Below are 22,725 nucleotides of genomic sequence, written 5' to 3'. Positions count from 1 at the left end.
TTAATGCCAGAGGAACCGCGGACTGAATTTATTCAGTCCTGCGATAAAAGATATTTGTGCTGCCTGCGGCACAAATATCTGTATGAAGAATCTTAGATTTAAGGATTCTTCATACTTGCCTTTTCCTATAAATCAAACAGCGACAGCTGGTTGCTGTCTGCCATTCCCTGTAACAGCCCCAGATCGCTTAATTTTTCAATAACCGTCTGTCCGACCTTTGCACGCTGGCGCAGGTCATCTTTGGATAAGAACTCGCCGCCCCTTGCCGCAATCTCTATGGATTCTCCGGCAACTTCACCAACCTTGTCGATGACTTTAAAAGACGGCATAATTTTTCCGTCAATAATCTGGAATGACCGTGCCTTTGCCTGATACAGATTAATCGGTGTAAAATCAAATCCACGTGCATACATTTCCTGCACGATACGCATATCCTTTAACTCGTCTTCTTCGGCATTGGTCAGCTGGTTTTCGGCTTTTCTCGCCTTGTAATCCGCAAGGAAATATTCCAGCTTATCCCTGCCCATTGCCATTTTTTCGTAGTCAAACGCATTGGCACGGATACTAAAATACGCGCAGTAATACGCGAGCGGATAAAAGACCTTGCAGTAAGCCACGCGCCATGCCATCATAACGTAAGCCGCCGCATGGGCTTTCGGGAACATGTACTTAATCTTTTTACACGACCAGATATACCAGTCCGGTACATCATGCGCACGCATGACTTCTTCCTGTTCCGGTGTCAGGCCTTTACCCTTACGCACCTTTTCCATGATTGTGAACGCCTGTTCACTCTCCAGTCCCTTCTGAATCAGATAGACCATGATATCATCACGCGTGCAAATCGCCGTGGAAATGGTTGCCTTTCCCTCTTTGATAAGAGTCTGTGCATTGCCAAGCCATACATCAGTACCATGGGCCAGACCGGCAATACGGACCAGATCCGAAAAATACTGTGGTTTGGTGTCAATTAACATCTGCATGGCAAAATCCGTACCGAATTCCGGGATACCGAGCGCCCCCAGCTTACAGCCGCCAATGTCTTGTGGTGTAATTCCAAGTGCCGATGTATTCTGAAACAGCGACATGACTTCTTTGGAATCCAGCGGAATTTCAAGTGGGTCAAGCCCCGTTAAATCCTGCAGCATACGAATCATCGTCGGGTCTAAATGTCCTAAAATATCGAGTTTTAACAGATTGTGGTCAATGCTGTGGTAATCGAAATGGGTCGTTGTAATCGACGTTTTCATATCATTAGCAGGGTGCTGTACCGGTGTAAAGGAATGAATTTCCTCACCGATTGGCAGTACAACGATACCGCCCGGATGCTGCCCGGTGGTTCTTCGGATATCCGTACAGCCCTCTGAAATACGCTCGATTTCACACCGGCGCTTTACAATCGGATGGCCTGTTTTTTCGGATTTATCCGCAAAATATTTCATTACAAAGCCGTATGCCGTCTTTTCGGCAACCGTACCGATTGTTCCGGCTTTAAATGTCTGTCCTTTTCCAAAGATAACCTCGGTAAATGCATGCGCCTTACTCTGATATTCATTGGAAAAGTTTAAGTCGATATCCGGCTCTTTATTTCCCTTAAATCCAAGGAATGTTTCAAACGGAATGTCAAATCCGAGTTTATTAAGCTTATGTCCGCAGTTTGGACAGATTTTATCGGGCATGTCACACCCCGCACCGCCCGCAAATTTCTTAACGTCTTCCGAATAAAATTCATTGTAAAAACATTTCGGACACAGATAATGCGGACTTAAGGGGTTTACCTCCGTAATACCCGCCATGGTTGCCGCAAAGGACGAACCGACCGACCCCCGCGAACCTACCAGATAACCGTCATCATTGGACTTCCACACCAGCTTCTGCGCAATGATGTACATTACGGAATAGCCGTTTGAAATAATGGAATTTAATTCCCTGTCCAGACGCTCCGTTACAATCTGCGGAAGCTCTGGACCGTAAATTTCATGCGCTCTGTCATGACAGATTTTACGCAGCATTTCATCGGAATTTTCAATGACCGGCGGACACTTATCCGGGCGTACCGGAGAAATTTCCTCGCACAGGTTCATGATTTTATTCGTATTTTCCACGACAATCTCATAGGCTTTTTCACTGCCTAAGTAGTCAAACTCGTGCAGCATTTCTTCCGTGGTATGCAGATACAGCGGTGCCTGATTGTCCGCATCGTCAAAGCCCTTTCCCGCCATAATGATACGGCGGTAGATTTCATCTTCGGGATTTAAAAAATGCACGTCACACGTTGCCACAACCGGCTTGTGAAATTTCGAGCCGAGTGCCACGACCCTGCGGTTTAAATCACGCAGGTCTTCTTCATTCTGCACATAGCAGTCTTCTTTTTCTATCATAAAGTGGTTGTTGCCAATCGGCTGAACCTCCAGATAGTCATAGAAGTTTACGATTCTTGCAATTTCCGCATCGGAACGGCCGCTTAACATCGCACGGAATAATTCTCCGGCTTCACACGCACTTCCGACAATCAGCCCGTCACGGTATTGGTTGACAAGACTTTTCGGAATTTTCGGAAAACGGCTGAAATAGGTCAGGTGGGACGCTGAAATCAAACGGTACAGATTGATTCTGCCCGTTTCATTTGCCGCCAAAATAATACAGTGGTACTGATGCAGCTTACGGATGGAATCCACATCGAGCTTACCCTTTTCATTGAGCATTTCCAAATCGAAAATGTCCCGCTCCTTTAACATTTCAATCAGTTTGATAAAGGCATCTGCCGTTGCGCCCGCATCATCGACCGCCCTGTGGTGGTTTTCCAGGGATACACCCAGATGCTTGCAGAGCGTATCCAGCTTATAATTGTGCAGGTTCGGTATGACAAACTGTGCCAGAAGTACCGTATCCAGAATTGTATTGTTTACGGTAATCCCCTGTTTCTGCGCCTTGTTGGCAATAAAGCTGGTATCAAATTCCGCGTTGTGCGCTACCAGTACGGCATCGCCGCAGAAGTCCAGAAACTCTTTTAAAACCGTCTCTATGGTTGGCGCTGAAAGCACCATGGCATCGGTAATGCCGGTCAGTTTCTCAATTCTGAATGAAATCGGTATCTGCGGATTGACAAAAGTGCTGAACTTGTCCACGATTTTTCCGTCCGTGATTTTTACCGCACCGATTTCAATAATGCGGTCGGCTTCTGCCGAAAATCCGGTGGTTTCCAGGTCAAATACGACATATGTATCCGTAAACTGCTGCCCCTTTGGATTTGTAACAATCTGCTTGGTATCGTCTACAAGATAGGCTTCCACACCGTAAATCAATTTAAAATCCAGCTTCTCGCCTTTTTTCTTATAATCGCCCTGAATATCTTTTAATGTATGATAGGCTTCTGTAAATGCCTGTACAACGCCGTGGTCTGTAATCGCAAGGGCTTTGTGTCCCCAGCGGATTGCCTGCCGCATGATGTCACTGACACTTGATACCCCATCCATATCACTCATCTTGGTATGGCAATGCAGCTCTACTCTTTTGTTTAAGGCAAGGTCGTTGCGCACTTCACGGTTGTCGTAAGACTTGCGGATACCGGACACGTTTGCAATGGAAATTTCCTGGTCGTAGCGGTCAAGCGCCGCAATACCTTTGACTTTGATAAAATTTTTCTTTTTGATAAATTCCCGCATTTCCGGAAGCTGTTCGTTGCGGACAAAGATTTTTACCGTAATGGTATCCGTAAAATCCGTGATGTCAAACATCATAATTGTCCGCTCATTGCGGATTTCCCGCTCCTCGACCTTCCGGATCATGCCGGAAATAACGACTTCTCCAAGCGCCGTATCAATCTGTTCTATCGGCATCGGTTCTTCATCAAAATCCCTGCCGTATAAAACGTCATCGTTGGACGGTTTTTTATAAAATTTATCATTTCTTGAAAAGCTTCTGTTTTCCTGTCCGCCAAAGCTTTTGCCCTGTATAGGGCCTGCCGCCTTTGCAGCTGTCTGTGTGGCCGCTTCTTTGCCTGCGGCTTTTTTCTTATTTCCCGCACCGGACTTTTTTTCCAGAACCGCAGCTGCCGCCGCGGCAGGACTGCCCGTTGCCGCTTCCATTTTCTGCTGAATCTGCTTTACACGCAGGTTTAACTTATGCTCGTTTTCTTTTTGGTAATGGCTGCCGTTTTTCGTCTTATAGCGGTATACCACATCAATCTCAAAACCGAAGCGGTTTAAGAAAACCTTATGAAAATAATCTGCCAAAGAATCCGCATAGGTTCTTGCAAGGAAGCCATCCTCCAGTTCTAAAACCAGACGGTCTTCTTCCTCAAATTCCCAGGACGAGTTTTTCAGCAGATTATATTCCAGTGTCCAGTATTTTTCAAGTTCAAACAAAATACTGTCATAGTATACTTCCATAATCGTTACCGGTGTGTACTGCTTGGACAGATGATACCGGTCGATAATCCGCACATCCATATTTTTCATGCGGAATACCTGCTTTTTTAGGGCATCCTCTGTTTTATAAATGACAGGCTTTCCTATCAGCCTGTCACTTTTTAAATATACACGCGCAAGCGTATTGGTCGATGTTTTGGATACTCTTGTCACTTCCGTATCTGCCAGATAACTGCCCAGTTCCTCCGGCAGGCGGAGTGTTTTAAATACTTCAAAAAATTTATACACCTGTACCACCCCAATGGTCTAATTCGTACTTTAAGGTTGAAAGCAGTTCGTCTTCCGGTACTTTGCGCACCACTTCGCCGTGTTTGATTAACACACCACAGCCGTCACCGCCTGCAATGCCCAGATCCGCTTCCTTTGCTTCACCCGGTCCGTTGACAACACAGCCCATGACTGCCAGTTTTAAATCGTAATCATACGAAGACACCATTTCTTCTACCTGCTTTGCCAGTCCGATTAAGTCAATGCGCGTTCTGCCACAGGTCGGACAGGAAACGACTTCAATACCGCCCTTCTTAAGCCCCAGTGTCTTTAAAATAATCTTTGCCGCTTCCACTTCTTTGACCGGATTATCCGTCAGTGAAACACGGATGGTATCGCCGATTCCCTGATTCAAAATCAGTCCCAGTCCGAGTGCGGATTTAATGCTTCCTGAAAATGCCGTACCGGATTCTGTAATGCCGACATGCAGTGGATACGCTATTTTTTGTGCAATCAATTCATGGGCTTTGACACACATCATGACGTCGGAAGATTTGATACTGACAACCAGATTGTCATATCCCTGCTCCTCAATCATATGTACCTTGTCAATCGCACTCTCCACAATACCTTCTGCCGTCACACCATGGTATTTTTCCACCAGTTCTTTTTCCAGCGAACCGCTGTTGACACCGACACGGATTGGAATATTGCGTTCTTTTGCCACGTCCACTACAGCTTTAATCTTATCGGCACCGCCGATATTGCCCGGATTGATACGGATTTTATCCGCACCGTTTTCCATTGCCGCAATCGCCATGCGGTAATCAAAATGAATATCCGCAACCAGTGGAATATGAATGTATTTTTTGATTTCCGAAACCGCTTTTGCCGCTTCGATGGTCGGCACGGTACAGCGGATAATTTCACAGCCCGCTGCCTCCAGTTCCAGTATCTGTCTGACCGTTGCTTCTACATCTTCCGTATGGGTATTGGTCATGGACTGAATCAGCACCGGATTTCCGCCGCCGATTTTTTTATTGCCGATTGTTACTGTTTTCGTATGTTCTCTAAACATCTTACTCTCCTATTTTTGCAGACATTTTACTGCCGAATCTAAAACAACCCTCTGATATCTTTAAACATGACATAGACCATTAACAGCATTAAAAGTATCATGCCCACAAAATGCACCATGCCTTCATGCTCTTTTTTAACCGGTTTGCCGCGCAGCACCTCTAAAATGAAAAATACCAGCCGTCCGCCGTCCAAAGCCGGGAGCGGCAGAAGGTTCATGACACCTAAGTTGGCGCTAATCATAATGGCAAGACTGAATAATGTCATTAAAACTGCTACCGTGCCTGCCGGTTTACTGCTTTCCACAACAGAGCTCATAACACTGACCGTTCCTACCGGTCCTGTCAAATCGTTAATGCCGACCTGTCCCGTAAACATCATGCCAAGACTTTCAATAACAATTTCAATCCAGTAACCGACTTCCTTAAATGCGCAGACAATCGTCTGTGCCGGAGATAATTTGACATACTCTCCGTATGATGCCAGTCCTGTATAATAGCTTTCCTGTTCGACAAGCTGCGGTGTAACCGCAAGTGTCACCTGATTCCCGTTACGGCTTACCACAACCGATAACGTTTCCCCTGTAGACCGGTTTAAATATTCGGTAAACTGTGTACTGTTTTCCATGGCAATGCCGTCTACGGAAAGAATAATATCCTTTGCCTGCATGCCACCCGCTTCTGCCGGGGAATCCTTTGTCACGCTCTGAATTGTACAGTCCGGTTCGATGACAACACCCATTTTATAAGAGCTGAGTTTCGTATACTGCGGTGTCAGCTGCGTTGTATACTTCTGTCCGTCCCGCTCATACGTAATATTCATGGTCTTTGCCGCATTATAATAACGGTAAAATGAATATTCTCTCGAACAGCTCATCTTATCGCCGTTAATTTTTAAAATGGTATCGCCCTCTGCAAGTCCTGCTTCCTGCGCCGGTGAATTGTCATAAACCTTATCAACGGTACACAAATCATAGCCATCCACACCGATCATAATAATAGATAAAATCAGTGCCAGCAGGAAATTAAACAGCGGACCTGCCGCGATAATGGCAATTCTCGACCACACAGATTTATTGGAAAATGCACGGTCCGCATCGTATTCTTCTTCAAGTGTCTTTGCCTTGCCGTCCTTTTCGTCTGCCTGTTCGTCCTCATCTTCATCGGTCTGGGCTTCCATAAACTCATCGCCTAACATCATACACGAACCGCCAAACGGAAGCAGTTTGATACTGTATACGGTTTCTCCCTTTTTAAAATGAATCAGCTTCGGACCAAATCCCAGTGCAAATTCCAAAACTGTTACGCCATTTGCTTTTGCCACAATAAAATGCCCGAACTCATGTACGATAATAATGACACTTAAAACGAGTATGGCAAGTATTACATTTACTATCAACCTCTGCCTCCTTTATTTACCAACGGCTCTCAAGCAGTTCCGTCACGGCACGTTCCGTTTCCAGAATCTGTGCTACGTCCGGATTTTCTTTAAACGCGGTCTGCTCCATTGCATATGCAATCATTTCCGGTATATCCAGATATGCAATTTCACGGTTTAAAAACTTGCGGACTGCCACTTCATTTGCCGCATTGAATGCCGTCGGAATATTGCCGCCCTGTGATGCCGCTTCGTAGGCAAGCTTTAAGCCCCTGAAATTTTCAAAATCCGGTTTTTCAAATGTTATTTTACCCAGTTCAAAGAAATCTACGCGCCCGGTATTGAGCGGTCTTCTCTCCGGATAATACAGCGCATACTGAATCGGCAGACGCATATCGGGACTGCCAAGTTGTGCCATAATGCCGCCATCCACAAACTGCACCATGGAATGAATAATACTCTGCGGCTGGATAACAACCTGCACCTTTTCTGCCGGTACGTCAAACAGCCACTGTGCTTCCATAACTTCCAATCCTTTATTTACCATAGTGGAAGAATCTATTGTGATTTTTTTACCCATAGACCAGTTTGGGTGATTCAGCGCATCTTCTACCGTTACATTTTTTAAATCCGCAATTGTCTTTCCGCGGAACGGTCCGCCGGAAGCCGTCAGCAGAATCTTTTCTGCCTGCTTTTTATTTTCACCGTTTAATGACTGGAATATTGCGGAATGTTCGCTGTCTACCGGATAGATATGTACGTTTTTTTCTTTGGCAAGCGGCATAATGATGTGTCCCGCCGTTACCAGTGTTTCCTTGTTTGCCAGTGCAATGTCTTTTCCCGCTTCAATTGCGCGGATAGTCGGTACAATGCCCATCATGCCGACAACTGCCGTCAGCACAATATCTGCTGAAGAGATTGTCGCCGCTTCGATTAATCCTTCACTGCCGGAAACAATACGTACGTCCATATCCGCCAGCTCTGTCTTTAAATCGCCTGCCAGTTTTTCACTGCCGATGCAGACCAGTTCCGGCTTAAATTCACGTGCCTGTGCTGCCAGTTCTTTGACCCTTGTTCCTGCTGCCAGCGCCGCAACTTTAATATCTTTATTTCTTCTGATTACATCCAGTGTCTGTGTCCCGATAGAACCTGTAGAACCCAGTAACGAGATTGTCTTCATTTTTTCCTCTTTTCTGCGCCCAAAACAGCGCTTCTGTCTTATCTGTCCGATAAAATCTTCTGACATTTAAAATCTATAAAAACTGATTGATTAAATACACTGCCCAGTAAACTGCCGGTGCCGTAAAAATAACACTGTCAAAGCGGTCTAAAATGCCGCCGTGTCCCGGAATCAGTGTTCCGTAATCCTTGACATCGTGGTTTCTTTTAATCGCCGATGCCGCCAAATCGCCTACAATCGCAAAAAATGCGCCGATAAAACTTGCCGCCGCAAATGTCACAACCGGGTAAGCAATTACGCCGGACATATGCGGACTTACAAGAAATCCGTAAATACCGCCAATCACCGCTGATGCTACAACACCGCCGATACCACCTTCAACCGATTTTTTTGGTGAAAGCTTCGGCGCCATTTTATGTCTGCCGAAAAATACCCCTGTAAAATATGCAAAGGTGTCGTTTACCCATGAAGCCGCAAATATCAGCCATACGGTGTAAATGCCGTCATGATAGGTACGCACCTTATAAATGTAAGAAAGCAGCATTGCCACATAGACAAGTCCTAAAAGGGTAATGCACACATTTTCCGTGCGGTACTTCGGAAAGGCAAAGACATAGACTGCCATAACCGCTATAACGGCTGCTGCCAGTACCAGTAAAAGATACTCATCCCGTCCTGCCCCGATACAGATATAATAGAGTATACACGCTATGTATCCTGCATATGCCATGACTGTCTTTTCCATATGAATGACACGGTACAGTTCAAACATTCCAATCAGTGCAATCATTAGATTTAATCCGAATAAATACCAGCTCCCGCATACCAATGCCGAAGCCATAATAATTACCAGAACAATTCCGCTTAAAATTCTTGTTTTCATTGTCCTATTCCTCCGTTACACCGCCAAATCTGCGTTCTCTTTTATTATATTTCTCAAACGCACGAATCAATTCCTCTTTATTAAAATCCGGCCAGTGTACATCTGTAAAGTAAAATTCCGTATAGGCAAGCTGCCACGGCAGATAATTGGAGAGACGCTGTTCACCGCTGGTGCGGATCAGTAAATCCGGATCCGGAAGTTCCCATGTATCCAGATTCTTAGAAATCATTTCTTCTGTAATATCCTCCGGGGCAAGTTCGTGGTTTGAAACCTTTGTGGCAAGCTTTCTCACCGCTCTTGTAATCTCATCCCTGCCACCGTAATTAATCGCAATCGTAAACTGCAAGCCGGTGTTGTTCTTCGTCTTTTGTTCCAGATTTTCAATGCTTTCGATAATATCTGCACTTAATTCCTCACGTCTGCCAATCACACGGCACCGTACATTATTTTTCATGGATTTTTTGACACAGTCCTTTAAATATGTACGCAGAATGGTCATCAGTGTTGAAACCTCCTCCGTAGAACGCTTCCAGTTTTCTGTTGAAAATGCATACACTGTAAAATATTTTACGCCTAAATCGTCTACAACCGTCAGCATATCTTCAACAACCTTACTGCCAACCTTATGTCCATATGTGCGGGGCATGTGTCTTTGCTTTGCCCACCTGCCGTTTCCGTCCAAAATAACGGCAACGTGCTGCGGAATTTTTAATCCCAATGCTTCATTTAATGTATCCATATCTGCCTCATTCCTGCATTTTCCTGCTGCAATATTCATATCTGCCGATAACAAAAGTCTGAAACTGCATTCCACAGATTCTTTTTTTACTCCGTCATCTTCAATAAAAATGGAAATTGCCGCACTAAGGAATCCGATACATTCTTCTATGACCGGAACAATTCATGTATTTACCTTAGTGCGACAGCTTTCCCTGTATTATACTGTAAGAATTTCTTTTGTCTTTTCGTCGATTGCTTTGTCAATCATATCTACATATTTATCTGTCAGCTTCTGAACTTCATCTTCCTTGCCTTTGAGTTCATCATCTGATAATTCTCCACCCTTGTTCATCTTCTTAAATGCATCATTGGCATCACGTCTGATGTTACGGATTGCAACCTTGGCATTATCACCCTTTTTCTTGATATCCTTTGCCAGTTCCTTACGTCTGTCTTCCGTCAGTTCCGGGAAAACCAGGCGAATAACCTTACCGTCGTTATTCGGTGTAATACCTAATTCAGATACTAAAATTGCCTTTTCAATGTCCTTAATCAGGCTGGCTTCCCAAGGCTGAATCTGAATCATTCTGGCTTCCGGTACGGAAATGTTGGCAACCTGCTGTAAGGATGTCGGTGTTCCGTAATAATCCACCTTAATCTTATCTAAAATATGCGGATTGGCTCTTCCTGCACGGATCGTTGCGTAATCTTCCTGTAACGCATCTACGGATTTGCCCATTTTTTCTTCGAATTCTTTCATTTCGCTCATAATTACCTCACTGTGTTTTGTATTTTTCTTTCTACTATCTGTTTATCATATCTTTGACAATTAGTCAACTGTTACAACTGTTCCGTTGAATTTTCCTGTCATGGCATTTAAAATGCTGTTGTCCTCATTTAAGCCAAATACCATTAACGGCATCTTATTTTCCATGCACATAACGGATGCGGTCATATCAATAACACCAAGCTGCTTATCAACAACTTCCTGAATGGAAATCTTGTCATACTTCTTTGCCTGTGGATTAATCTTCGGGTCACTGTCGTAAATGCCGTCAATCGCCTTTGCCAGTAAAATGGCATCTGCATCCAGTTCAATCGCACGAAGCACAATTCCGGTATCTGTAGAGAAGTACGGATGACCTGTACCACCTGCGAAAAAGACTACCATGCCTTTTTCAAAATACTTGTTGGCTCTGTCCTTTGAGAACAGCTTTGTCATACTGCCACATTCAAACGGAGTTAAGATATTGGTCTTTAATCCTTCTGAACGGAAAATTTCTGACACGTAAATGCAGTTCATAATGGTTGCAAGCATACCAATCTGGTCTGCCTTTGTTCTATCGATATTATCATTGGAGCGTCCTCTCCAGTAGTTGCCACCGCCAATTACCACGCCGACATCAATTCCTTTATCAATAATTGCCTTGACCTGTCTTGCAATATCTGCAATCAGTGCATCATCATATCCTGACTTCTGCTCACCTGCTAATGCTTCTCCGCTTAATTTTAAAATAACTCTTTTCATGTGTTTTGATTTCCTCTCTGCTGCTCTCGCGCTTTTTATTTCTTCATTACTGCCGGTATGCTGTTCTTTATGTATATCTGCTCCGGCAAGTCAGCTTCTGCCGTTAAATATCTTCTGGATTTTACTGCATATCCGTTTCTTCTGCCACCTCTGCCGGTTCTGCTTTTTGTTCTGCCTTTGCAAAAGGATTCTTCTGGAACACTGCCTCTGTATTGACATCACCGTAGCACTGGGAGCATCTGCCCTCAATGGTTGCACCGTTGTTAATCTGTACCGTCTTAAATTTCATATCGCCAACGACGATTGCTGTAGAATCTACAATAACAGGACCTTCGATGTCAATATTTCCCTTGACCGCACCTGCAATTACCGCAGAAGTTCCGTATAAATCACCGATAATTACAGTGCCTTTGCCAATCTTTACAGAACCGGTAGCGTGAATGTCACCTTCTATCTGTGCATCATTTGCAAACACTTCATTGGCGCCGATTGCACCGCGTACTACACCACTGACGGTTAATTTGCCCATACAGCTGACATCGCCTTCCACCGTACCATAGATATCAATAGAACCCGTAGAATCAAGATTACCTGTAACAGTCAGTCCCGCGGTAATGACTGCTGTTTCTTCTACTGAATCATCATCTAATATGTCCATATGCTCTATATCATTACTTCTTTCATTAATCACTCTGTCAATATCAGAACCCAGCTGTTCACCTTCAGATAACATTTCCTTTTTCTCCTCCAAAATATCCGGTTGAATGTCCGGTTCAAAAAATTGTCTGGATTCACTTTTATTGTCTTTAAATAAGCCCATTGTCGCACACCTCCAACCACTTTGCACTGCTTTTTTAGTATATCATAAAATGTCTGATAAATGAAGATGTTATTTTATCCTTTGATTCAGATAATACATTCTTTATATTAATCCGGCATAATACAAAAATCCCCAAACCGCCGGTCTTCCCGGCAATCTGAGGACTATTATGATTTATCTGTATTATCAGTGCATGATTTGAATCAAAGATTACTTTAACTGTGCTGCAACTTCTGCTGCGAAGTCTTCGTTCTTCTTTTCGATACCTTCGCCTGTTTCAAAACGAACAAATCCCTTAATCTTGATGTTAGCATTGTTTTCTTTTGCTACAGAAGCAACGTATGCAGATACGCTCTGCTTTCCGTCTTCAGCCTTAACGTATACCTGGTCAAGAAGGCAGATTTCCTTTAATTCCTTATTGATACGTCCCTTAACCATACCTTCGATAATCTTATCGTTTGCATCCGGCTTTTCATTCTTAGCTGCTGCTGTAATGATTTCTGTTTCCTTAGCGATGTAGTCTGCATCAACTTCATCTCTGTTTGTGTACATTGGCTTTAAAGCTGCTGCCTGCATAGCTACGTTTCTAGCCATTTCTTCAATTGCAGGATTTACAACATCTGTCTCAACATCTACTAATACACCAATCTTACCACCCATGTGAATGTAAGAAGCAATGAAACCATTTGCTTCTTCTAACTGGGCGAATCTTCTAATCTTTAAGTTTTCACCGATTACGGCAATCTGTCCTGCTAAAGCATCTGCTACAGTCTTAGATGAATCCTTGTTCCAGCTTTCTGCTAAAAATGCATCAATATCAGCTGCCTTTGTTGTTAAAGCCTGTGCTGCAACATCTTCAACATATGCGTTGAAATCTGCATTCTTTGCAACGAAGTCTGTTTCTGAATTTACTTCTACGATTGCTGCCTTAGTACCTTCAACTACAGTCTTAACGATACCTTCTGCTGCAATTCTGCCAGCTTTCTTAGCTGCCTTTGCCATACCGTTTTCTCTTAAATATTCTACAGCCTTGTCCATATCGCCGTCTGTGTTTGCAAGAGCCTTCTTACAATCCATCATACCTGCGCCTGTCATTTCTCTTAATTCTTTTACCATTGCTGCTGTAACTGCTGCCATTTGTAATTCCTCCACTTTCATTTATTAAAAAACTTTAAAAAATGCCTCAACCTGTTTCTTTCAGGCTGAAGCATTTTAGAGCCATAAATAATCTCTCAACTACTTATCAGCATTTCTATCTGTGTTTCGTGTAAATTAAGCTTCTTCTACAGCTTCTGCTTCTTCAGCCGGAGCTTCTTCTACACCCTGATTTGCTTCGATTACTGCATCAGCCATCTTAGAAACGATTAACTTAACAGCTCTGATAGCGTCATCATTACCCGGAATTACATAATCTAATTCATCCGGATCACAGTTTGTATCTACAATACCGATTAACTTGATGCCAAGTGCCTGTGCTTCCTGTACACAGATTCTTTCCTTCTTAGGGTCAACGATAAAGATTGCATCCGGAAGCTTCTTCATTTCCTTGATACCGCCAAGGTTCTTTGTAAGCTTTTCCATTTCCTTCTTTAAGTTGATAACTTCCTTCTTAGGAAGAACATCAAATGTGCCGTCTTCCTGCATTGCTTCGATTTCTTTTAATCTGTTGATTCTGCTCTGGATTGTCTTGAAGTTTGTAAGCATACCGCCTAACCATCTTTCGTTAACATAGAACATTCCACAACGCTCTGCTTCTGTTGCGATTGCATCCTGAGCCTGCTTCTTTGTACCTACGAAAAGAATTGTGCCGCCATCTGCTACGATATCAGAAATCGCCTTATAAGCTTCATCAACCTTACCTACAGACTTCTGTAAGTCGATGATATGGATACCGTTTCTTTCTGTGTAGATGTACTCAGACATCTTAGGGTTCCATCTTCTTGTCTGATGTCCGAAGTGAACACCTGCTTCAAGTAACTGCTTCATTGAAATTACGCTCATTTTAATACCTCCATGGTTTTGATTCTTTTATAGGCTTCTGCTCTTATAACCACCGGCGCGTATACCGGCACCAGCTATAAAATCCACCTATATGTTTTTTCACACGAATTGAATTATAACAATTCTTTTAAAATAATGCAAGCGTTTTTTTACATTTTTTTGCTAATGCTTCTGCTAACGGCTTGTAATGACATTCGCCAGATTTTCAAAAGAATCATTTTTCTTTACAATATGCGTTCCTGCAATCATTTTGGTTGAGTTGCCGGACGCTGCCATATAACCGATAAAACCATCTCTGTCACTGATAATCCCTGCTGACAGAAACATATCTGCCACCTGTGTCGCCGTATATCCGCTTCCGATTTCAATCTGTACCTCATCTCCCGGCAGATAAAGTGCTGCCCGGGTCTGCGGCTGGCCTTGTGTTTCCGGTTCTGATGCTTCTGTGGCTGCCGTTGTTTCCTGACCGATTGTCGTTTCTTCCTGTGTAGTGGTTTCTTCCTGTACAACAGTTGTCTGTTCTTTTGTAGTCTCTTCTTCCTGTTTTATGGTTTCTGCCTGTGTATCTTTCTGGGTATATGCAAGTATTGAGCTTTCTGTTGATGTCTGCTCTGTCCCTGTTACCAGCCTCTTATTTGCTGATGAAACTGCATTGGCAATAGAAAAAACAAGTGTTGTTGCCACTATTCCAATACCGGCTCCTCTTAAATAATATTTTAATTTCATTGCCATCCTCATTCTGCACTCTGCTTTTCTTTCTCATGCAGCCCGATAATCAGACTGACCTCGCCAACGCCGATACCAAGCTGTTTTGCAATATCCCGCACCATCATTCCCTTTCTGTAAAGGTATACAATGCTTTCCGGACTGCCGTCCTGTGGATTTTCCGGTATTTCATCAATTTCCGGCTCACCACTGACAATCGACTTTAACTTTCCTGCCTGATTTTTGGATTTGCCCTGTTCTTCTGAAATTCTTGCCTTTTCGTTGCTCTGCTTCACCAGTTCAGACAACCGTTCTTTTGCAACATCCCGCACGGTAGCGGTATATGCCGCGTTGTCCGTCTGTTCCTGCTGTGACGGCACTGCCTGCTGCACTGACGATACCGGTTCAGCTGCTATATCGTTCTGCATTTTTTTTACTTCATGCTTTGCAATGTTGACGTCTTTAACTGTATTCTTTACTTCCTTTGCCTTTTCATTGAGCATATCGTATAAAAATACGGCCTCATTGTGGCTTTTATTAATCTCACCCATCACCGTATCTGCATAATCGTTCATTTCCAAAATTTTTGTATTGGAAATTTTATCAAGAGATGCTTCTGTGCGTTCATTAATTGCATTGAGTTCTTCTGTCACCAGTTCATTGACCTGACGGCGGATTTCCTCTTTCTGTCCGTCGGACAACACTGTCTTTTCCGGTTGTTTTGCCTGCTCTGAAGTTTTTTGTTCATCTTCTGTAAGCAGAAAGCTTGCAGCAATACACAAAATTCCGCAGACAGCCAAAATGACTTCCAGTATTACCATATGTTCCTCTTTTCCGTGTCTTTTCAAATTTTGATATCGATGTCTACGATTTCCTGTCCCTTTATAAAGAACTTTCCGTCTTTAGAACCCTTTTTACCCTGATGGTGTCCATCCGGATATTCATTCTGGCTCTTATCCTTGGCATCATACTTTTTCTGGTGGTTATCGGCATTCTCTTTATGCTGAACCTGTTCTGCTTTTGTATCTGTTTCTTTTTGAACCTGTGTCGTTATCGTCTGCTGTTCCACAACAGGTCTCTGGTTTTCTTCCTGTTTAATATGTGAAACTTCATTCATCTGCTGTACTACTGCAAAATCTACCGGCCTTACAATCATTTTCCGCTCCCATTCTGCTTTTATAATAAAGCGCTCTTAATGTCTGCCCGCTCTTTGATAAACTGACAATGGTCATACTTTTCTTTGATAAACATAAACTGATCACCAAATACAAGCTTCGTTCCTGCATACGCTGTTCCGTATACTTTAATTCTGGCATTGCTGTCTTCCGAAACAACCGACTGTAAATCTTCAAATTCTTTCTTCTGTTCTGCCAGTTCCTTATCAATTATCAGCATATTTTTCATAGTTTTTTGCAGCATTTCTTTTTTATCCTGTGAAAGTTCACCTTCTAAATCCTGCTTTTTACGCAATGCTGTTATAATCTGATTCAACTGTATTTTATTTGCACCCATTGTCTGAAGACTCTTTTGCAATTCGTCCAGACGTCTTTTGGCTGCCGGGTCAACACCGACACCGATAACCGTTGCCGTACCAAGTTCATTGCCAATCACTTTTGCTTCAACCAGTGTCATGGAACGGACTTCCCCACCGATAATCAGTCCTTTTTTGCCTGCCGCCTTAATGCTGCCTTTTGCATTGACCTTACTATGTAAAATAGAATCTGTTTCAATACTGCCGCCTGCTTCTACCTGTTCTACAGATTCAAGGAATTTCGTAACGATATTGCCGCCTGCTTTAATGACTGCACGGTTCATCCCCTGCACACCACGGTTGAAGGTGATATTGCCGCCTGCGACAATTGTTGCACCTTCCACGATACCACTTACTGCAATATCGCCGGTCGCTTTTACACTGAATCCCGCAAGGACATTGCCTTTAATATTAACATTCCCCTGGTAATCAATATCACCGGTAGAATTATCTACATCAACGATTTCCAGTACATTGGATACAAATACTTTGTCATTTTCCAGGGTTACATGACCGCTGACACTGCTAATCAGCTGTAATCCGTCTTCCGAAACCGTCAGATCCCGTCCATGGCGGAAAATCACGTGTTTTACCTTTTTCGGCATGACCTTTCTTCCAAGCAGATCTTCTCCCGGTGTACCGCGGTCTTCCGGATGAAGCACGGCAACAACCTCACCCTTTCTGATGTGATTCACATTTTCAAGTGTATGGAAATCAACTGTACCATCATCGTTCATCTTTGGTGTCGGTTTTAATTCTGTATTGAATTTATATTCAATATAACCGTCACTGCCCTCTGTCGCTGCCGTTCCCACCGCAATCACATAACGGTGTCCGTAACGGCGGTGTGCCAGAAAATCTTTGACAACGTCTGTTTTAATTCCGTTTTTCACGCCCAGATGCTGGATATCTTTGATAATTTCATCTTCATCCAGCATTCCCGCACCTTCAAACGGCGGATAAAATACAGCTTCCATCTCCATTAAATCCGAACTCATGGTATATATGCCGAACTCCCGGCTCTCCAACGCTCCTGCATCTGAAACCTTTACCGTAAACGGTGCTTCTTTCGCTTTTGAAAAAGCTTCTTTCATCTTTACGGTGTCACAATCCATAATTTTCTTTTTATCCAGATAATATAATGCATCTGCCACTGTTGCCGGCTGTTCGCCGCTTTTCGGAGGATATACTGTAAAATACAACCCGTCCGCTTTTACTGAAAATTGAAAATACCCGCCAATACACTCTACCATATGCTTTCTCCCATCTGATGTATTTACACCTGCACAACACTTCTAAATTATAAATCCGGGCTGATGCAGTTCCTTTATAATATAATGTCCAGATACTCACCCAGTGTTTTACGCATTCTGCCAAGTGCTTTGGTATGCAGCTGGGAAACCCTTGATTCTGAAACATTTAATACAAGACTAATTTCTTTTAATGTCATTTCCTCATAATAATACAATGTAATAACATTTCTTTCTTTTTCTGTTAAGGAATTGATTGCTTCTGTTAATTTTATTTTCAATTCTTCTTTTTCCAGCACTTCTTCCGGCTGGTCAAAGTGCGTATTTGTTACTGACTCTATCTTTGCCTCACTGCCCGTTTCCGTATATTCATCCAATGAAATCAGGTTAGAGGCTTTGGTCTGCCCCTGCCAGCTGTTTAATTCGTCTACTGTTATTTCTAATTCTTCGGCGATTTCCTCATCGGTTGCCACATGCCCTTTTTCTGTTTCAATTTTAGACATCGCCGCATCTATTTTTTTCTGCTTCTGACGGATTGACCGCGGAAGCCAGTCCATTTTACGAATCTGGTCCAGTATTGCGCCACGGATTCTAAGACTAGCATAACTTTCAAACTTTACATTTTTGCTGTAATCAAATTTATCTATGGCATCGATTAATCCAAAAATGCCATAGCCTACCAAATCATCATATTCTACATTATAGCCCAGATACATACTGAGTCGTCCGGCGACAAGCTTGACCAATTGCGCATATTCTGCAATAAGCTGTTCCCGGATTTCACTCTTTCCTGTCTGCATATATTCCTGCCACAGTTTATTTCTACCTACTTCGTCCATTACTGCCGCCCCCAGCCCATCATTTGATTAAACTACTTCGGAAAATTACTTTTCTTCCTGCTGTTCTTCTTCTGTCTGTTCCGGCGTGCCTTCGCCTTCTCCTGCTGTACCTTCATCCTCTGACGGTTTTTCTTCTTCTGTTTCTAAATCCTTAAATGCCTTATTTAATATTACTCTCAAAAGAAGCCCTGCCATATAAAACCCTGCCATAACTGCGACCAATACCCACAGAAAATGTACCAGCGAATACTTTTGTATAATCATAACCACACTACTGACAAAACCTGCAAGCAATGTAACCAACGCAGGAATATTTCTAAACTTACGCATATTCCCTCCCAATCTATTTTTCTTTTTTGCTGTTTGTTATTAAATTGTCTTTTGAGGCTTACCTACCGACTTTATAACATAATCCCCTGTCTCTGAGTAAAACTCTACAGTTCGTCCATAATTTAAACCACAGTCTTCTGCGAGAAGACGGATTCTATATTCTTTTAATTTAGCTCTGGCTGCTGCTGCATTCCGTTCACCTACCCGCAGTGATTCATTCTGCGATGCCATGGCAAACATCTGTGCACCACCCGCCATTTTTGCGACCAGGCGGCTTTTTGAAGCCCCGAGGTTTTCCATCTGTCGAATTAATTCATCAATTCCTGTATCTGCAAATTTTGCAACATTTGAATTATTTCTAATCTGTGTACTGTCTGGAAGCATACAATGCAGCAATCCACTTACCTTTGTCACCGGATCGTATAATGCAACGCCCACACAGGAACCAAGACCTAATGTTGTAAGCGCATCTGGACATTTACAGACTTTCAGATCCGCCATGCCAACTTTTATCATATTCCCCATATACAACTGTCCATTCTTTTTTCTAATCTTTACAGTTTCAAGAAACACAGCCTGCGGGACAAATTTCTCCCGCAAGCTGAAAAAAAATTTTAAGTCTTACATACCAAGTGATGCCAAAATTTTGTCATAAGAATCAAGTTCAGGGATTAACAGGAAGTATCCTGTAACAAAATCCATCTCGCCAAATTCTGACTGAATCATAAGCAGCTTATCGCCATATTTACCAAACTCGGCTGCCGGCACACTCAGCAGTGCACCTACCATATCTACGGTCAGTGACGGTACTGTACATATCATCTTTAAATTTGTCAGGGTGGAAAGCGCATTTAAATAAGAACCAGAAACAATATTTCCAATTTCATTTAATGCTGACATTTCTATTTCCGTAAAGCTTTCCGCGCCCAAATCTTCATCGGTTGTAACATCTCTCATCATTAATGAATTTACAAGATGGTGTGCTGATTTCATATCAAATAAGAACATCATCATCCCATCAATGTCACCCTCAATACCCAGTAAGATTCCAACTACTGTCTGATCTTCTGATCCAATCACGGAAGAAATATCCTGAAAAGGCAGTAATGCAACATTCGGAACAGACATATCCATCTTGATGCTTAACAACTTTGATAATGCTGTTGTTGCATTTCCTGCACCAATATTTCCTATTTCCTTTAAAACGTCATATTGCATGGCGTCCAATCCGTCAAGACTTATTTTTGCCATATTCCCACCGCTTTCTTTAGTTCTCTACGATCAGACCGACAATATCTAATAAAGAAATCAGTTCACCCTTGCTCTTTCCGATGCTGCTGATATAACCTGATGCTGCATCATCTCTTGAGGTTCTTGTGATTTTTTCTGTATTGTCATCATCCAGTGTTACAACCTCTCTTACCTGATCTACAATAACACCAATGGTAGCACCTTCGATTTTTACAATGATGATTCTGGTCTTATCTGTAAATTCATCGTCTTCAAGTCCCAGTTTTAAGCGGATGCTCATAACCGGAATAATTTCACCGCGCAGATTGATGACACCTTTATAATATGTCTGTGTCTTTGGCACGCGGGTAATCTTTTGGTTCCTGACAATATTATCAATATATTTAATATTGATACCATACTGTTCGTTGCCAATTCTTACCACGATATACTGAACGGCAGTTTCTGCTTCCTGCTCTGTTGTAATTGCTTTTACCTGTTCCATATTTATACCCATCCTTTCTGTAGCATCTTCCCCTATACAAGCGTATTTGCATCAATAATCAGGGCTACAGAACCATCTCCTAAGATTGTTGCGCCACTAATCATCTTATTGATACGGATATACTTACCAAGTGATTTAATAACGATTTCCATCTGGCCAATCAGACTGTCTACTACAAGTCCTGCCTGCTTATCGCCTTTTCTTACGACAACGACTGTAATATTTTCTGATTCTTCCGGTTCTCCCGGAACATCCAGTAAATCTCTTAAACGGATTAACGGAATAACATTACCTCTTAAATGAATCACTTCTTTGGCATGTACATACTTGATATCACTTACAGGAATATCTTCGATGGTTTCAATAGAACCAAGTGAAATCGCATACTTTTCATCTCCGAGCTTAACCATCAATGCCTGAATAATGGCAAGTGTTAATGGAAGACGGATACTGAATGTACTTCCTTCACCGTACTTTGTCTTAACTTCAACATCACCACCCAGGGCTTCAATCTTTGATTTTACAACGTCAAGTCCAACACCACGACCGGATACATCTGTTACCTTTTCAGCAGTTGAAAAGCTTGGTCTGAATAATAAATCGATTGCTTCTTTATCTGTCATGACATCAGCCTGTTCCTGTGTAATTGTACCTTTTTCAACTGCCTTTGCTTTTACCTTTTCTGTATCAATACCATTACCGTCATCACGGACTTCGATAACAACATTGTTACCTTCCTGGAACGCATCAAGGAAAATAGAGCCCACTTCGCTCTTACCGCGTTCTTTTCTGATTTCAGCGCTTTCAAGACCGTGGTCAGCAGAATTTCTTAATAAGTGCATAATCGGGTCACCGATTTCATCGATAACCGTTCTATCAAGCTCTGTATCTTCACCTGACATATATAACTCCATCTTCTTGCCAAGCTTCTTGTTCAGATCACGAATCATTCGTGGGAATCTGCTGAATACACTTTCAATTGGCATCATACGCACCTTCATAACGGATTCATGAAGGTTCGTTGTTACTCTTTCAAGGTATTCAATCTGTTCTGTGAAACTCTGGTTCAGTGCAGCTGCTTCATCACCTTCAACATGACTTGCAGATACAAGACCGTTCTTTGCAATAATTAATTCACTGACAAGGTTCATTAAAACATCAAGCTTTTCAATATCTACTCGTACTGTATGGCTGACTGAACCGGATGTCTTGCCTGTAGAAGCAGGCTTCTTTGCAGCCGGTTTTGCAGCTGCCGGTTTTGCAGTCTGTGATACTGCTGATGTTTCCTTCTTTTCTTCTTTTGCTTCTTCTGTCTGTTCCTCAGGGAAAGGCTGCGTAATTTCCTGGCCTGCCGCATCCTTGATTTCAGATACATTCTTAATTAATGCAATGATATTATCATATTTTTCTTCTGTTACAACAATAATGCTGAAATCAAAGTCAAACTTCTCATCTTCAATATCCTGTACAGACGGTTCTGATTTAATGATATCACCATGTCCTTCAAGATTTTTAAATACAAGAAACGCTCTGGCAGCCTTTAAAATACAATTCTCATCTACGCTGACCTTAATCTTGTATACATGAAGATTCTTTTTTAACGCTTCGTTAACTGCATTCTTTTCAAAATCTGCAAGCGGCATATCCTTATCATCTGCCGGTGCAGCTGAGGCTGTTGCTGCCGGTGCTTCTTCCTTCTTTGCCGCCGGTGCTGCATTTCCTTTACCTTCTGATGCGATAAACGCATTCAGTGCTTTGATAATCGGTTCATTATCATCTGTTCCTTCGTCCTGTGTTTCCCTGATGTTGTCCACATAGGTTTCCAGTGCATCCAGACACTGGAATAATACATCCACAAGATTTGAATTCACTTCCATATTGCCGTTTCTGACTTCGGAAAATACATTTTCCATATCATGTGTCAGATTCTGCATTCTCTTATATCCCATTGTGCCGGCCATACCTTTTAAAGAATGGGCTGCACGGAATATTTCATTAATCGTATCACTGTTATCCGGTTCTTTTTCCAGAATAATTAACTGGTCACTCAGTGTCTGTAAATGTTCATTTGATTCATCAAGAAAAATCTCTAAATACTGGCTAACATCCATC

Annotated in this window: 21 protein-coding genes; all 21 read right to left on the bottom strand. The window is 42.6% G+C overall.

What is annotated here, in order from left to right:
• Positions 1 to 125 precede the first annotated feature (125 nt).
• Complete coding sequence (locus WMO37_RS03145; protein WP_436970251.1) at positions 126 to 4,658, bottom strand: PolC-type DNA polymerase III; 4,533 nt, start codon at positions 4,656 to 4,658, stop codon at positions 126 to 128.
• Positions 4,651 to 5,715, bottom strand: coding sequence for a flavodoxin-dependent (E)-4-hydroxy-3-methylbut-2-enyl-diphosphate synthase (gene ispG / locus WMO37_RS03140; protein ID WP_349154284.1), 1,065 nt, complete (start codon positions 5,713 to 5,715; stop codon positions 4,651 to 4,653). Before ispG ends, WMO37_RS03145 begins: the two co-directional genes overlap by 8 nt.
• 38 nt (positions 5,716 to 5,753) lie before the next feature.
• The gene (gene rseP / locus WMO37_RS03135; protein ID WP_349154283.1) at positions 5,754 to 7,112 is read right to left on the bottom strand and encodes an RIP metalloprotease RseP; all 1,359 of its coding nucleotides are present in this window, start codon (positions 7,110 to 7,112) and stop codon (positions 5,754 to 5,756) included.
• A 16-nt stretch (positions 7,113 to 7,128) separates the two neighbouring features.
• Positions 7,129 to 8,271: a 1-deoxy-D-xylulose-5-phosphate reductoisomerase gene (locus WMO37_RS03130; RefSeq protein WP_349154282.1), complete on the bottom strand. Its 1,143-nt coding sequence runs from the start codon at positions 8,269 to 8,271 to the stop codon at positions 7,129 to 7,131.
• A gap of 73 nt (positions 8,272 to 8,344) precedes the next feature.
• A complete protein-coding gene (locus WMO37_RS03125) occupies positions 8,345 to 9,154 on the bottom strand; it encodes a phosphatidate cytidylyltransferase (RefSeq protein WP_022433345.1) in 810 nt (269 codons plus the stop codon).
• A 4-nt stretch (positions 9,155 to 9,158) separates the two neighbouring features.
• A complete protein-coding gene (gene uppS / locus WMO37_RS03120) occupies positions 9,159 to 9,893 on the bottom strand; it encodes an undecaprenyl pyrophosphate synthase (protein ID WP_022433346.1) in 735 nt (244 codons plus the stop codon).
• A 198-nt stretch (positions 9,894 to 10,091) separates the two neighbouring features.
• Positions 10,092 to 10,643: a ribosome recycling factor gene (frr, locus tag WMO37_RS03115; RefSeq protein ID WP_022433347.1), complete on the bottom strand. Its 552-nt coding sequence runs from the start codon at positions 10,641 to 10,643 to the stop codon at positions 10,092 to 10,094.
• 60 nt (positions 10,644 to 10,703) lie between these two features.
• Positions 10,704 to 11,402: a UMP kinase gene (gene pyrH, locus WMO37_RS03110; RefSeq protein WP_022433348.1), complete on the bottom strand. Its 699-nt coding sequence runs from the start codon at positions 11,400 to 11,402 to the stop codon at positions 10,704 to 10,706.
• 121 nt (positions 11,403 to 11,523) lie between these two features.
• The gene (locus WMO37_RS03105) at positions 11,524 to 12,222 is read right to left on the bottom strand and encodes a bactofilin family protein (protein WP_022433349.1); all 699 of its coding nucleotides are present in this window, start codon (positions 12,220 to 12,222) and stop codon (positions 11,524 to 11,526) included.
• A 210-nt stretch (positions 12,223 to 12,432) separates the two neighbouring features.
• Positions 12,433 to 13,359 (bottom strand): translation elongation factor Ts, encoded by a 927-nt coding sequence (tsf, locus tag WMO37_RS03100; RefSeq protein ID WP_022433350.1) that lies wholly within the window; start codon positions 13,357 to 13,359, stop codon positions 12,433 to 12,435.
• Between the two features lie 135 nt (positions 13,360 to 13,494).
• Entirely contained in the window at positions 13,495 to 14,223 is a 729-nt protein-coding gene (gene rpsB / locus WMO37_RS03095) for a 30S ribosomal protein S2 (RefSeq protein ID WP_022433351.1), read from the bottom strand.
• 174 nt (positions 14,224 to 14,397) lie between these two features.
• The gene (locus tag WMO37_RS03090; protein ID WP_022433352.1) at positions 14,398 to 14,949 is read right to left on the bottom strand and encodes an MltG/YceG/YrrL family protein; all 552 of its coding nucleotides are present in this window, start codon (positions 14,947 to 14,949) and stop codon (positions 14,398 to 14,400) included.
• A gap of 8 nt (positions 14,950 to 14,957) precedes the next feature.
• Positions 14,958 to 15,749 carry a DUF6115 domain-containing protein gene (locus tag WMO37_RS03085; protein ID WP_022433353.1) on the bottom strand — a complete coding sequence of 264 codons (792 nt, stop codon included), beginning with the start codon at positions 15,747 to 15,749 and terminating at the stop codon, positions 14,958 to 14,960.
• 23 nt (positions 15,750 to 15,772) lie between these two features.
• The gene (locus WMO37_RS03080; protein ID WP_022433354.1) at positions 15,773 to 16,084 is read right to left on the bottom strand and encodes a hypothetical protein; all 312 of its coding nucleotides are present in this window, start codon (positions 16,082 to 16,084) and stop codon (positions 15,773 to 15,775) included.
• Between the two features lie 20 nt (positions 16,085 to 16,104).
• Positions 16,105 to 17,712, bottom strand: coding sequence for a flagellar assembly protein A (locus WMO37_RS03075; RefSeq protein ID WP_022433355.1), 1,608 nt, complete (start codon positions 17,710 to 17,712; stop codon positions 16,105 to 16,107).
• Positions 17,713 to 17,786: 74 nt separating this feature from the next.
• A complete protein-coding gene (locus WMO37_RS03070; protein WP_022433356.1) occupies positions 17,787 to 18,548 on the bottom strand; it encodes a sigma-70 family RNA polymerase sigma factor in 762 nt (253 codons plus the stop codon).
• A 45-nt stretch (positions 18,549 to 18,593) separates the two neighbouring features.
• Positions 18,594 to 18,878, bottom strand: a complete 285-nt coding sequence (locus tag WMO37_RS03065) for a hypothetical protein (protein WP_022433357.1) — start codon at positions 18,876 to 18,878, stop codon at positions 18,594 to 18,596.
• Positions 18,879 to 18,917: 39 nt separating this feature from the next.
• A complete protein-coding gene (locus WMO37_RS03060; RefSeq protein WP_022433358.1) occupies positions 18,918 to 19,403 on the bottom strand; it encodes a chemotaxis protein CheD in 486 nt (161 codons plus the stop codon).
• 96 nt (positions 19,404 to 19,499) lie between these two features.
• Positions 19,500 to 20,129, bottom strand: a complete 630-nt coding sequence (locus tag WMO37_RS03055; RefSeq protein ID WP_022433359.1) for a chemotaxis protein CheC — start codon at positions 20,127 to 20,129, stop codon at positions 19,500 to 19,502.
• Between the two features lie 16 nt (positions 20,130 to 20,145).
• Complete coding sequence (locus WMO37_RS03050) at positions 20,146 to 20,613, bottom strand: chemotaxis protein CheW (protein ID WP_022433360.1); 468 nt, start codon at positions 20,611 to 20,613, stop codon at positions 20,146 to 20,148.
• A 32-nt stretch (positions 20,614 to 20,645) separates the two neighbouring features.
• Complete coding sequence (locus WMO37_RS03045; RefSeq protein WP_022433361.1) at positions 20,646 to 22,724, bottom strand: chemotaxis protein CheA; 2,079 nt, start codon at positions 22,722 to 22,724, stop codon at positions 20,646 to 20,648.
• Between the last annotated feature and the right edge of the window lies 1 nt (position 22,725).

Origin of the sequence: Lachnospira intestinalis, from assembly GCF_040095895.1 — a bacterium.
In the GTDB taxonomy this organism is placed as follows: Bacteria; Bacillota; Clostridia; order Lachnospirales; family Lachnospiraceae; genus Lachnospira; species Lachnospira intestinalis.
This window is presented reverse-complemented; position numbering and strand designations above follow the sequence as displayed.

What these genes read in the sequence shown, in the direction of transcription:
- uppS (WP_022433346.1), bottom strand. Translation starts at nt 9,893, where the DNA reads ATGGATACATTAAATGAAGCATTGGGATTAAAAATTCCGCAGCACGTT.
- tsf (WP_022433350.1), bottom strand. Translation starts at nt 13,359, where the DNA reads ATGGCAGCAGTTACAGCAGCAATGGTAAAAGAATTAAGAGAAATGACA.
- WMO37_RS03105 (WP_022433349.1), bottom strand. Translation starts at nt 12,222, where the DNA reads ATGGGCTTATTTAAAGACAATAAAAGTGAATCCAGACAATTTTTTGAA.
- WMO37_RS03060 (WP_022433358.1), bottom strand. Translation starts at nt 19,403, where the DNA reads ATGGGGAATATGATAAAAGTTGGCATGGCGGATCTGAAAGTCTGTAAA.
- frr (WP_022433347.1), bottom strand. Translation starts at nt 10,643, where the DNA reads ATGAGCGAAATGAAAGAATTCGAAGAAAAAATGGGCAAATCCGTAGAT.
- WMO37_RS03090 (WP_022433352.1), bottom strand. Translation starts at nt 14,949, where the DNA reads ATGAAATTAAAATATTATTTAAGAGGAGCCGGTATTGGAATAGTGGCA.
- WMO37_RS03080 (WP_022433354.1), bottom strand. Translation starts at nt 16,084, where the DNA reads ATGATTGTAAGGCCGGTAGATTTTGCAGTAGTACAGCAGATGAATGAA.
- rpsB (WP_022433351.1), bottom strand. Translation starts at nt 14,223, where the DNA reads ATGAGCGTAATTTCAATGAAGCAGTTACTTGAAGCAGGTGTTCACTTC.
- WMO37_RS03125 (WP_022433345.1), bottom strand. Translation starts at nt 9,154, where the DNA reads ATGAAAACAAGAATTTTAAGCGGAATTGTTCTGGTAATTATTATGGCT.
- WMO37_RS03050 (WP_022433360.1), bottom strand. Translation starts at nt 20,613, where the DNA reads ATGGAACAGGTAAAAGCAATTACAACAGAGCAGGAAGCAGAAACTGCC.
- WMO37_RS03070 (WP_022433356.1), bottom strand. Translation starts at nt 18,548, where the DNA reads ATGGACGAAGTAGGTAGAAATAAACTGTGGCAGGAATATATGCAGACA.
- WMO37_RS03045 (WP_022433361.1), bottom strand. Translation starts at nt 22,724, where the DNA reads ATGGATGTTAGCCAGTATTTAGAGATTTTTCTTGATGAATCAAATGAA.
- WMO37_RS03130 (WP_349154282.1), bottom strand. Translation starts at nt 8,271, where the DNA reads ATGAAGACAATCTCGTTACTGGGTTCTACAGGTTCTATCGGGACACAG.
- WMO37_RS03065 (WP_022433357.1), bottom strand. Translation starts at nt 18,878, where the DNA reads ATGCGTAAGTTTAGAAATATTCCTGCGTTGGTTACATTGCTTGCAGGT.
- WMO37_RS03075 (WP_022433355.1), bottom strand. Translation starts at nt 17,712, where the DNA reads ATGGTAGAGTGTATTGGCGGGTATTTTCAATTTTCAGTAAAAGCGGAC.
- WMO37_RS03085 (WP_022433353.1), bottom strand. Translation starts at nt 15,749, where the DNA reads ATGGTAATACTGGAAGTCATTTTGGCTGTCTGCGGAATTTTGTGTATT.
- pyrH (WP_022433348.1), bottom strand. Translation starts at nt 11,402, where the DNA reads ATGAAAAGAGTTATTTTAAAATTAAGCGGAGAAGCATTAGCAGGTGAG.
- ispG (WP_349154284.1), bottom strand. Translation starts at nt 5,715, where the DNA reads ATGTTTAGAGAACATACGAAAACAGTAACAATCGGCAATAAAAAAATC.
- WMO37_RS03055 (WP_022433359.1), bottom strand. Translation starts at nt 20,129, where the DNA reads ATGGCAAAAATAAGTCTTGACGGATTGGACGCCATGCAATATGACGTT.